At 54.3% G+C, this 12,148-nt stretch carries 8 protein-coding genes and 1 tRNA gene; 6 read left to right on the top strand and 3 right to left on the bottom strand.

The window, feature by feature from the left end:
* Positions 1-228: 228 nt before the first annotated feature.
* Both betB and betA read left to right on the top strand, forming a co-directional pair.
* Positions 229-1,701, top strand: a complete 1,473-nt coding sequence (betB, locus tag CFE50_RS07220) for a betaine-aldehyde dehydrogenase (RefSeq protein WP_286732278.1) — start codon at positions 229-231, stop codon at positions 1,699-1,701.
* Positions 1,702-1,791: 90 nt separating this feature from the next.
* Positions 1,792-3,534 carry a choline dehydrogenase gene (gene betA / locus CFE50_RS07215; RefSeq protein WP_286732276.1) on the top strand — a complete coding sequence of 581 codons (1,743 nt, stop codon included), beginning with the start codon at positions 1,792-1,794 and terminating at the stop codon, positions 3,532-3,534.
* Positions 3,535-3,671: 137 nt separating this feature from the next.
* On the opposite strand, the gene CFE50_RS07210 is transcribed toward betA, so the two are convergent.
* On the bottom strand, positions 3,672-4,019 hold the full coding sequence (locus tag CFE50_RS07210; protein WP_027597345.1) for a hypothetical protein: 348 nt from the start codon (positions 4,017-4,019) through the stop codon (positions 3,672-3,674).
* 117 nt (positions 4,020-4,136) lie between these two features.
* Between CFE50_RS07210 and CFE50_RS07205 the strand changes: the two genes are divergently transcribed.
* Positions 4,137-4,212 (top strand) — tRNA-Thr (locus CFE50_RS07205).
* Positions 4,213-4,283: 71 nt separating this feature from the next.
* Here the strand turns inward: CFE50_RS07205 and CFE50_RS07200 are convergent.
* Positions 4,284-6,203: a glycoside hydrolase family 5 protein gene (locus tag CFE50_RS07200; protein WP_286732611.1), complete on the bottom strand. Its 1,920-nt coding sequence runs from the start codon at positions 6,201-6,203 to the stop codon at positions 4,284-4,286.
* Positions 6,204-7,376: 1,173 nt separating this feature from the next.
* Complete coding sequence (locus CFE50_RS07195; RefSeq protein ID WP_502694686.1) at positions 7,377-8,483, bottom strand: glycosyltransferase family 4 protein; 1,107 nt, start codon at positions 8,481-8,483, stop codon at positions 7,377-7,379.
* A 781-nt stretch (positions 8,484-9,264) separates the two neighbouring features.
* Between CFE50_RS07195 and CFE50_RS07190 the strand changes: the two genes are divergently transcribed.
* From CFE50_RS07190 to CFE50_RS07180, 3 genes are all read left to right on the top strand, one after another.
* Positions 9,265-10,434: a nucleotide sugar dehydrogenase gene (locus CFE50_RS07190; RefSeq protein WP_286732271.1), complete on the top strand. Its 1,170-nt coding sequence runs from the start codon at positions 9,265-9,267 to the stop codon at positions 10,432-10,434.
* Positions 10,435-10,536: 102 nt separating this feature from the next.
* A complete protein-coding gene (locus CFE50_RS07185) occupies positions 10,537-11,355 on the top strand; it encodes an ABC transporter permease (RefSeq protein WP_286732270.1) in 819 nt (272 codons plus the stop codon).
* Positions 11,356-11,359: 4 nt separating this feature from the next.
* Positions 11,360-12,115, top strand: coding sequence for an ABC transporter ATP-binding protein (locus CFE50_RS07180; protein WP_286732269.1), 756 nt, complete (start codon positions 11,360-11,362; stop codon positions 12,113-12,115).
* Positions 12,116-12,148 lie beyond the last annotated feature (33 nt).

Below are 12,148 nucleotides of genomic sequence, written 5' to 3'. Positions count from 1 at the left end.
CGGCGCGGGGCTCTCCTCCCGCGTTTGCCGCTCCCTCCCCCCGCTTCGACAGAACCGCTCTGGGCCGCCCATCGCCCCGTTTCGGCACGCCTGTGAATTTTTCATTGATTGAACGTTCAATAAAAATTAAGTAGACTGGATTCATCGCTGGCGCAGAGAGACCTTTCTTTCGCGCCCCCTGTGTTCCTTGCGGGTGCCACGGCGCCCGCCCAGATTGGGAGAACGTCCATGGCCCGTTTCGCCGAACAGCAGCTGTACATCGGTGGCCGTTATGTCGCCGCCACCGGTGGTGCCACCTTCGAAACCCTGAATCCCGCCACCGGCGAGGTGCTCGCCACGGTGCAGAGCGCCAGCCGCGCCGACGTGGACAAGGCGGTGGCCGCCGCTGCCGCCGGCCAGAAGGTCTGGGCCGCGATGACCGCCATGCAGCGCTCGCGCATCCTGCGCAAGGCCGTGGATATCCTCCGCGAGCGCAACGACGAACTGGCGCTGCTGGAAACCCTCGACACCGGCAAGGCCCTGTCCGAGACCCAGGCCGTCGACATCGTCACCGGCGCCGACGTGCTCGAGTACTACGCGGGCCTCGTGCCGGCCCTGGAAGGCGAGCAGATCCCGCTGCGCGAGACCTCCTTCGTCTATACCCGCCGCGAGCCGCTGGGCGTGGTCGCCGGCATTGGCGCCTGGAACTACCCGATCCAGATCGCCCTGTGGAAATCCGCCCCGGCCCTGGCCGCCGGCAACGCCATGATCTTCAAGCCCAGCGAAGTCACCCCGCTGACCGCGCTGAAGCTGGCCGAGATTTACACCGAGGCCGGTCTGCCCGCTGGCGTCTTCAACGTGGTCAATGGCGTCGGCCCGGAGGTCGGCGTGGCCCTGACCGAACATCCCGGCATCGAGAAGATCTCCTTTACCGGCGGCGTCGCCACCGGCAAGAAGGTCATGGCCAGCGCCGCCGGCTCGACCCTCAAGGAAGTCACCATGGAGCTGGGCGGCAAGTCGCCGCTGATCGTCTGTGACGACGCCGACCTGGAGCGCGCCGCCGACATCGCCGTCATGGCCAACTTCTTCAGCTCCGGCCAGGTCTGCACCAACGGCACCCGCGTCTTCGTGCCCCAGGCGCTCAAGGCCGACTTCGAGGCCAAGGTGGTGGAGCGGGTTAAGCGCATCAAGCTGGGCGATCCCCTGGCCGCCGAGACCAACTTCGGTCCGCTGGTCAGCACCCCGCACATGGAAAAGGTGCTGGGCTACATCGCCCAGGGCCAGGCCGAAGGCGCCCGCCTGCTCACCGGTGGCGAGCGCGTCACCCAGGGCGAACTGGCCAAGGGCAACTTCGTCGCCCCCACCGTCTTCACCGATTGCCGTGACGACATGGCCATCGCCCGCGAAGAGATCTTCGGCCCGGTCATGAGCATCCTGGCCTATGCCGACGAAGACGAGGTGGTGCGTCGCGCCAACGACACCGAATACGGCCTGGCCGCCGGCGTGGTCACCCGTGACTTGGCCCGTGCCCACCGCATGATCCATCGCCTGGAAGCCGGCATCTGCTGGATCAATACCTGGGGCGAATCCCCCGCCGAGATGCCGGTGGGTGGCTACAAGCATTCCGGCGTCGGTCGCGAAAACGGCCTCACCACCCTCGGCCACTACACCCGCATCAAGTCGGTGCAGGTCGAACTGGGCGACTACGCCTCGATCTTCTAAGCCGCTCAGGCAGCGCTGTTCTCCCCTCTCCGCTGGAGAGGGTCCGGGGCTGGGGCCCGACCCCACCCGCCGTCAGGAGGAGACTTTTTCATGGCACACGAATTCGATTACATCGTCATAGGCGCCGGCTCGGCCGGCAACGTCCTGGCCACCCGGCTGACCGAAGACAAGGACGTCACCGTCCTGCTGCTGGAAGCCGGCGGCCCCGACTACCGCCTGGACTTCCGCACCCAGATGCCGGCCGCCCTTGCCTATCCGCTGCAGGGCAAGCAGTACAACTGGGCCTACCAGACCGAGCCCGAGCCGCACATGGACAACCGCCGGATGGAATGCGGCCGCGGCAAGGGCCTGGGCGGCTCCTCGCTGATCAACGGCATGTGCTACATCCGCGGCAACGCCCTGGACTATGACAACTGGGCGCAACTCGACGGCCTGGACGACTGGACTTACCTCGACTGCCTGCCCTACTTCCGCAAGGCCGAGAAGCGCGATGCCGGTGCCAACGACTGGCACGGCGGCGAGGGTCCGGTCTCGGTGACCACTGCCAAGCCGAATACCAATCCGCTGTTCGAAGCCATGGTCGAAGCCGGTGTCCAGGCGGGCTATCCGCGCACCGAAGACCTCAACGGCTATCAGCAGGAAGGCTTCGGTCCGATGGACCGCTTCGTCACCCCGAACGGCCGTCGCTCCAGCACCGCGCGTGGCTATCTGGACCAGGCCAAGGGTCGCCCGAATCTGACCATCGTCACCCATGCCACCACCGATCGCATCCTCTTCGAGGGCAAGCGCGCCAATGGTGTGGCCTACATGAAGGGCGATTCGCTGGAAGCCATCACCGTGCGCGCCCGCCGCGAAGTCCTGCTCTGCGCCGGCGCCATCGCCTCGCCGCAGATCCTGCAGCGCTCCGGTGTCGGCCCCACGCCGCTGCTGCGGCGCTTCGACATCCCGGTGATCCACGACCTGCCAGGCGTCGGCCAGAATCTGCAGGACCACCTGGAGATGTACCTGCAGTACGAGTGCAAGCAGCCGGTCTCGCTGTACCCGGCGCTGAAGTGGTACAACCAGCCGCAGATCGGCCTGGAATGGATGCTCAAGGGCACCGGCCTGGGCGCCAGCAACCACTTCGAGGCGGGCGGCTTCATCCGCTCCAGCGAAGAATTCGACTGGCCCAACATCCAGTACCACTTCCTGCCAATCGCCATCAATTACAACGGCACCAACGCCATCGAGGCCCATGGCTTCCAGGCCCACGTCGGCTCCATGCGCTCGCCCAGCCGTGGCCGCATCGAACTGACCTCGCGCGATCCGCGGCAGCATCCGAGCATCCTGTTCAACTACATGAGCACCGAGCAGGACTGGCGCGAATTCCGCGACGGCATCCGCCTGACCCGCGAGATCATGCAGCAGCCGGCGCTAGATCCCTATCGTAGCGAAGAGATCAACCCGGGCCGCGATTGCGTGACCGACGCCCAGCTGGACGCCTTCGTGCGCTCCCACGCCGAGACCGCCTATCACCCGTCCTGCTCCAACAAGATGGGTACCGACGACATGGCGGTGGTCGACGGTGCCGGTCGCGTGCACGGCCTGGAAGGCCTGCGCGTGGTGGACGCCTCCATCATGCCGATCATCGCGACGGGCAACCTCAACGCCCCGACCATCATGATCGCCGAGAAGATCGCCGACAAAATCCGCGGTCGCGCCCCGCTGCCGCGCAGCAACGCCGCCTACTACGTCGCCAACGGCGCGCCGGTACGGGGTACCCCGCTGCGTGACGTCAACGGCCAGCGCGCCGCCGAGCCGGTCCCGCAGCGCCGCAACCAGCCGGCCGCCTGATCCCAGGCAGCCGAACGCAAGAAGGGCGCCCGCGGGCGCCCTTCTTGTATCTGCCTTTCCAGGTAACGACGGGCAGCCCGCTCTTCCCTCTCTCCCTCGGGGAGAGGGCCGGGGTGAGGGCCGCCCAACCCCTCACCTCATAGACAATCCTTCACCGCCGTCAGAATGGTCCGCGGCCGTAGCGGATTGTTTGCCATCTGCTCGCGCAACTGGATGCGCGTACCGCGCGACGCCGACCCGATGTCGATGATGGCCGCCGTGGCGCCCGGTACCTTGCTGTCCACCAGCACGCGCTGCCCACTGCTGCCTTGCGGCTGGACCAGCACATGGCGGCCATCCTTCTCCAGACCGGTCACCAGGCAGGTGCGATAGTCCTCGGCACTCTTGCCGGTGCGCAGCTCCATGGGCGGATTGCGTTCAAGATTCGCCTGGCTGGTGCAACCTGCCAGGGCAGCGGCCAGGAAGGCCAGGGTTTTGGTTCTCATCAGCGGCTCCTCGCAGCTTCAGCTTTCATTTTACCGCCCCGCGCTTACGTCTGGCTTAACCAGCGCACATCCTTGGTTTACAAAGGCTTTTCCATGGCTATAATGGCCTCCCCCCTTGCCGGTATAGCTCAGCTGGTAGAGCAACTGACTTGTAATCAGTAGGTCCCGGGTTCGACTCCTGGTGCCGGCACCACAACCGTCCTAAGCAAAGCTGACGCGTTGATAAGCCTCTAGGGCTCCTGCATTGTTTTTCAAAACTCTAGTCTAATTCTTATAGCCGCTTGTTATGTAGTAATTTGTGGCCGCATCCAAGTCTGACCCAAAAGTACTTTGTAATTCACTATGTCTTGACAAATACTCTGCGGGATCAAAAGTTATTTTTCGACCTTCCCTGTATCCATTTTGGATGTAATGCCTGCTACCGGCATCAGCATTCGCCCCCAAGGCTTTTATCAAGTCCATGTACGAAGCGATATAAGCAATCCCATTGAAACTGGACTTGCGCCCTTCTTTGAATCCATATTCGACATAGTGCTTAACGCCGGCGGCAGCATCAGCTCCTAACGACTTGATAAGGTCATTATAGGACGCAATATAAGCTAAACCGTTTAGCGCCGTCAAAGATAGATTCCTGTCAGAAAACACTATCAATTTTATACCTGACAAAACCCTCACCCCATCATCGCCATTAGTGGGGTCTATATCTACAACTGTTACGACACCAGCGTTGTAAAAAAGATTGTAGCCCGCTGACCTTCCGTTAAAGACCGAGGTAGTAATAGTGCTCCCATTTAGCGGAAGCCACGTCCTCCCCTCTTTATACCCATAAAGAATATAATGTATCTTAGCAGCCTCTAGATCACTTCCAAACGCGGCTCTCAAATCCGCATAGTTCGCGAGATACTGACTCGCATTAAATGTGACAACACGTCCCTCCTTAACGCCATATTGTCGATAATGTGCTGCAGCTGCTGCTTCATCTATCCTAAACGCATTAATGAGGTCAGGGTAGGAGGCAAGATAGGCCAGCGCATCGAAGCTTTTATTAATCGAGTCCGCGCTGGGAAAGTTTTCAGAGGTCGAATTTGAACTATTAGAATCAACACTATCCTGCTTGTCGTCAGCCCCCACTACGGGTAACACTTCCCCTGCACCAGCAACTGGGATAGATCCGCTGGAGTTCCCACCAGATGGCCCTACCGCTCTACAGCCACCCGGCTCTACATATTTTTTCAAAACTGTCCATTGAGGACGGTCAGCTCCATTAATAGGCTCTACCGATAATTTATAAGCCCCCCAACCTGGGCCGGCCGCCCAATAGGTAGAAGGTATACAGTTTTGCCGCAGATAACTAAGCATATTATCCATTATGACAAGCCACCGAGGATCGTCATCGGGAACGCCAAACTCACCTATATAACCCTGTTTCCCATTCTTTTTTAGCCATTCAACAAAAGGACGAACACGCTCCACCCCATAATTGACGGAAAGTTTGGATACATCTGTATTGGAGTAACTCCCTCCGGCATTCTCGTCAAAATATGTGTGGGCCTCGAAAATCAGGCCATTGGCGGGATCCTTCAGATTCAATAGTGAATCGTTCCACTGTGGCCAACGAGTAGCCTCAGCCCAGCCATTCCCTTCAATCATGATAGGCCTGGTAGCATCTGCGGAACGTATGCCATTTATTCCATACTGTGCCGCAGTCGGCCAATAGGCGGTAGCGTCATGCGGCTCATTCATTATGTCATAGGCATAGAGGGCAGGTTGTAAGCTCCAGCGCCGGGCTATTCTTGTCATTATATCTTGATAGCTGGCATAGGGTACAGCGTCCGTTCCTATAACGGCCCCTCGGTATCGAGCATAATTATGTAGATCCAGAATTATCTTTACGTCATATTTAGCCGCATAAGAAAATGTTCTATCAATAAGCTTCGCATAAGTCTCGTCTAACTCCCCGAATAATTTAGGTTGTAAACGTTCCCACAGGATAGGAAAGCGTATAAACCTTATGCCTTTTTGACTCCATTGCTGGAAGTATGCCTCAACCGGAAAAATGTAATGTGTCCCGTTCACGCCAGGAAGTACCTGACCTGCGAAACCTGCGCCAGACAAATTCAATCCTAAAAGGCCATTAGGCAGAGGCGCAGCATTTACAGAAGCATCCGAAATAAAAAAAGACATAGCGAAAGTGATCAACCAGCATGATAAAGACTTAAAAACCATGAGAACGATCTCGAGTAAAACGGTGGAATTTATATTTAAATAAACGTTAAGCCGCGCCATTACCATGACGGTCGTCATGAGAATGCAAATGCTAAGCCAAAGCTAGGAGTCTCTTAAATAGACCGCTAAACGGTCAGAAATCTCACGTTGAGATCTCCCAAAACTCTGTCTACCCAAGCTATCGGCAGAGGCAGCTAAAAATTGAGCTATCTAAGATGAATTGCTGACACAAGGCTCGTTGTATGAATTTTTCAAGCAGATGCTTACGACTTCTGGAAACTCGCAGGGTGGCAAACAAAATCATGAAAGAAAAACAGACTCGCCCCTGTGAGTAGTAACCAAGAATCCAATGGGACGTCTTACACTAGATACAGGCACTACCAATAAGGGCTAAGCGAGTACAGTTGCGTTTCAGAAAGGCTAATGGCCACGGACCTAAGATGTCGCTTACGCTGCGTGCTGCATGGAGTTATGCAGAACTGACTCTCGAAATGAGCGCAATGACGTCCCAGTACTTCGCTGTCATGACCGTTCGACCCCAAAGGTAGCAATAGGCGTGTAGCAGCTCCCGCAAGCATGTAGACTATTAAGTCGGCTTCTTGCCCTAGAGACGAACTGAGACGTATGGCTCAACAGAACAGATGTGAGCTAATATTTACCTTGGCTTGAGTGGACTTTCAAATCTCGTGGCAGCGCATGTACCGAGAGACATTTATGATGTCTATCATTTATATCGCCATCACGGCTGAACTTAACATAAAAAGCGCCAACATGCTTTCGAGCTAACGCTGTAGCATCAGCGCTAAATTCAATCTAGAAAGCTACCCAATTAAAATAGCTTTAGGAGCCGCGCTACTTCAGACACAAGCGCAAGTTCCAAAAGCGCTACTATGCAATTACATTATCCCCGAGCAGCCGCCTCCAATATGGAATGAAAAGCTTCTGAAAATTTTCACCACTCGGTCAAACGTTCGATTGTAGCACTTCCATTATCATCACATTTTCGCCAAGTTTCCGACGTGTTTCAGCCAATCCCTAACATCGCCACTGCAGCACAAACTAAGATAAGTGCAGCGATAGTGGATAGCTAAAAAATAGAAAGCTGTTTACGCCTTATTGACCAGGCCTCGTCTAAACGAGAGATTTGTACAAATCGGCATAGGCCTGCAACATAGCATCACTGCGAAATTTTTCGACATATCGATCTCTTGCATGCCTGCCCATCTTTACAGCTTCATCCGGATTACTCCAGAGCTTTTGCATAGCAGCGCGCAGCGCTTGAGGATCAGCAGGAGGCACACTAAACCCAGTGACGCCATCGATATTTATATCGCTCATGCCAGAGCCGATCTCACACGTTATCATCGGCTTGCCAAACATCGCCGCCTCAAGCAACGACATTCCAAACGCCTCTGAGCGGAGGTGCGACGGAAAAACAAAGCCATAGCTCAACTTGAGTAGAGCCACCTTGTCTTCGTCAGACTGTTTCCCGAGAAAATGAACATTCTGTAGCTTAAGCTCTCCGGCCTCCCGTTTCAGGTCGTCGGCCATAGGACCGTCCCCAACGATCACGACGCTCATATCGGTTGACTGTAATGCACGAAGCAGATACGTCAGTCCTTTATAGTAGCGAAGGGCTCCGACAAACAGGAAAAACTTCTGCCCGACCTGGTTCTTCCAATACTGCAATCGCTGACAATCTACCGCCGGATACGATCCCTCATCGAGACCAAAGGGGATGACCTGAACCTTGTTGGCAAAGTGCTTCAATGTAGGGCTGCTTCTGTAATAGCTCTCAGAAGAGGCCACGATACGATCCACATCGCCCAAAAATCTATGCATCAAGGGCGCATACAACTTTAGCAAACTTTTTTGCTTGACGATGTCCGAGTGGTAAGTCAAGACCGTCGGCTTACGAGACTTCATGAGAAAATGGCCAATATCCATAAAAGGCCAGGGAAAATGATAATGAACCAGATCAGCACACTCCGATAGCTCTCGGAAATCCCTGAGGGCGGCGAAAGAAACGGGCGTGGAAGCCACATCAAAGTTCTGAGCGGAGCGATGCGACACATGATTACCGATCGGGACAGCACGATAACTTTCATGCTTGCTGACATAGAGAACTTCAGCATTAATACCGTGAGCCGGCCCACCTTCACAAAGCTGAAAGATGACCTGCTCGATACCGCCCATACTATCTGGAAGATAAGTCTTGAAAAAATGCAAAACCTTGATCATTGATTAGCCTTAAATGACGGCCCAGGAAAAGGCAATCGATTACACCCATATTTCCTCAATAGCCATTATTACGCAGCTAATACCGTAAAGTAAAACGGGCAAATCCTGTAGAAGGCGACTGGTCGGATAACAAGCAGCGCGCAACGAAACCTATTATGCCCAGCCGTTGACAAGCCGAATTTCAGCCCAGCCCAGCACGTAAGGCATGAGGGCCAATACCCCAGCGCCAAACCAGGCCAGGCCAGGCCAGGCCAAGCCGAATGCCATCATTCGGGGGCAGCTGGCTAGGCCAGACATGAGAGTGGAAGCGAGCAATTGAAGCACCGCCGGCGCTGTGAGAGGAAGTGCTGCATGTCGATGCCTGCGGCTAAAGCGCCTGGCTGCCAGGCCAGAGGTTGAAGACGGTGACGGTTTAGCTCCTTCGGGTTGCGAGACTCTTGCAAGGCCCGCACTCTCTTCCTCAGGTATCTAGAGAAATTTCCTTTATTTTTTATCGCGTTAGGATTTTTCCTAGAAAATCCTTCGGGACAGTCTTGCCGCTGAAGCCGGCGAGCCGGAGTGGGCTGTGGCCATCGCTGCGGCGGCAAGTACTGGGCGTATCCGTGAAGGCTGGGCACCTGGACGAAACCGTAGGGGCCTGCGCCGCCCCATGGCCAAGATGGCCAGACGGCTGGCGCTACAGTGTCTGAGGAGGCTTCCAGACAGACCTGCTAAGATTGGTGCCCCGCTCGGCAGCAGGCCTAGCACGCTATGATCTACTTTTTGGAAGGTAATGCGGATGAAGATTGCAGTGTCGGGGTTAGGCTACGTAGGGCTTTCAAACGCCATACTCTTGGCCCAGCACAATAAGGTAATCGCCTTCGACATTGATCCACGAAGAGTGGAGCTGATCAATAGCCGCAAATCTCCATTCGAAGACGCGGTAATAGCGGATTATCTTGCGAGTCATGACCTTGATCTTCGCGCCACTCTAGATAGTCACGAAGCGTACAACGGCGCTGACTTCGTGATCATAGCCACACCGACCGATTACGACCCTGCGACCAATAATTTCAATACTCAGTCCGTTGAGTCAGTGATTGAAGATGTACTGTCGATCAATCCAGCGACTACCATTGTTATAAAATCAACGGTACCTGTGGGCTACACCAACGCCATAAGAGCACGCTACAAGACACAGAACATCATTTTTTCACCGGAATTCCTGAGAGAAGGTCAAGCGCTGCACGACAATCTGAATCCTTCCAGGATCATTATCGGAGACGTCACGGATAGCGCCAAACTATTTTCTAGCTTACTTGCCCAAGGGGCAGAAAAAGAAGAGATTCCTGTTCTCTACACGTCCTGCGATGAAGCGGAAGCGATAAAGCTATTTGCGAACACCTATCTTGCCCTGCGCATCTCATACTTTAACGAACTTGATACCTATGCCAAGACGCATGGCCTCGATACGCGACAAATCATAACGGGTGTGTGCCTGGACCCTCGGATAGGTGCCCACTATAACAATCCATCCTTTGGCTATGGCGGATATTGTCTACCCAAGGATACTCGACAACTACTTGCCAATTATCACGAGATACCCCAGCGACTGATACATGCGGTAGTCGAATCCAATGCGACACGCAAAAGCTTCATAGCCGCGGACGTCATGAAGGCGAATCCCAAAACGGTAGGAATCTATCGTCTGATCATGAAAGTCGATTCCGACAACTTCAGAGAAACAAGCATTACCGACGTCGTGCAGCTTGTCGCTGAGCAGGGATGCAACATAGTAATTTATGAACCCGGCATAGAAGGAGACACCTTCATGGGCCATCCACTTATCCAGTCCCTGGACCATTTCAAAGCATCCTCCGACATGATCCTGGCAAATCGATTGGCGAGCGACCTGGATGACGTTTTACACAAGGTCTATTCGCGAGACATTTTCGGATCGGATCAATAATCATTGGTAGTGAGTGCTTTTAGCGCCTTCTACCGACCAAGCTTCGACAGACATAACTCAATCTCGATATAAATCGTCAATACAGAAGACAACACTCATCACATGAACTCGACTAACGAACTACCTGATAGAAGCTGGAGCTCTCATACCGGAGCTAGTGATATAGCGACCGGCCTAGGTGCAACCCATGTATGGCTGGCACTGGGCTGGCATGACATCAGACAGCGATATCGTCGCTCTGTCTTGGGCCCATTCTGGTTCACAATAAGTACCTTGATCATGGTGGGTGTGCTGGGAATATTGTACTCCAGCATCTTGGGTCAGGATATTCACGAATATTTACCCTATCTGGGTACGGGACTGGTTGTTTGGCAATTCATCAGTACCTGCGCAATCGAAGGAGCTAACACCTTGATAGGCGCCGGCTACATAATAAAACAGATCAGGATGCCAATTAGCGTACATGTGGCAAGGATGACATGGCGCAATTTCATAATCATGATGCATAGCTTGCCGGTAGTGTTTGCATTTTTAATAGCATTCGGGCATCGACCTGGACTTGAAATTCTTCTGATCATACCAGGGCTTTTGATCGTCTTGGCCAATGCCACCTGGATTGGATTGGTGCTTGCTATCGTGTGCGCCCGCTACAGGGACATATTGCCGATCATTGGAAATATTATTCAGGTTGCATTTTTCTTCACACCTGTAATGTGGGTCGTGGACCTACTAAAAGAGCGTCGCTGGATCGCAGAACTCAATCCATTCTACCATCTGATACAGCTCATCCGAGCGCCCACAATAGGAAGCACCATCGAATTGAATTCGTGGATATGGGCAGTCTCCATGGCCGTGATTGGCTTTGGTATCGCTCAGTACCTGATGACTCGTACGCGTAACAGAATTCCTTACTGGTTATAGAAAAATGGACGCCAAGATCGTAGCTCAAGACCTGACCATCGAATTTCCAATATATGAAAATTCGCACAGGTCGCTAAAGAAAAAGATGCTCAATTTCAGTACCGGCGGACGAATTGGAAAAGATGCAGGGAGGCATCCTATTGTCTGCGCCCTGGATGGACTGAGCTTTGAATTCAATCATGGGGAAAGAATAGGCCTGGTTGGCCACAACGGATCTGGCAAAACGACGCTACTCAGAGCCTTGTCTGGCGTTTACTCGCCGGTAAAAGGAAATCTTGCGGTCGAGGGACGAGTCGCCTCCCTTCTAGACGTATCGATGGGACTAGATCCCGATGCTACCGGATTCGAGAATATCTATCTTCGAGGAATAATGGATGGACTCCGCCCTGCGATAATAAAATCCAAAATCGACGAGATAGCAGAGTTTACTGACTTGGGAGAGTACTTGAACCTCCCCGTCAGAACCTATTCTAGCGGTATGACGCTCCGCTTGGCCTTTGCCATTTCAACGAGTATCGAGGCTGACATCCTGATCATGGATGAGTGGCTTTCCGTGGGTGATGCTGCTTTCAGTTCGAAAGCAGAGCACCGCTTGGAGAGGTTGATCAGCAATGCCGGCATCCTGGTAATAGCTTCGCACAGCCCCGAGCTCTTGGAGCGTATTTGCACACGGACGATTCATCTCGAGCATGGCCGAATCGTCAGCGACAAGAAAGTCTCAACAGAAACGCCTCTCCAAAGAGCCCACTTACATTCATAAGCCAAGTCAACAGCCGGAGCGTAATAAGGCATT

Source organism: Pseudomonas sp. PGPPP4 (genome assembly GCF_002256045.1).
Lineage (GTDB): Bacteria > Pseudomonadota > Gammaproteobacteria > Pseudomonadales > Pseudomonadaceae > Chryseomonas > Chryseomonas oryzihabitans.
The sequence above is the reverse complement of the archived record's forward strand: the minus strand, read 5'-3'. Positions and strand labels throughout refer to the sequence as shown.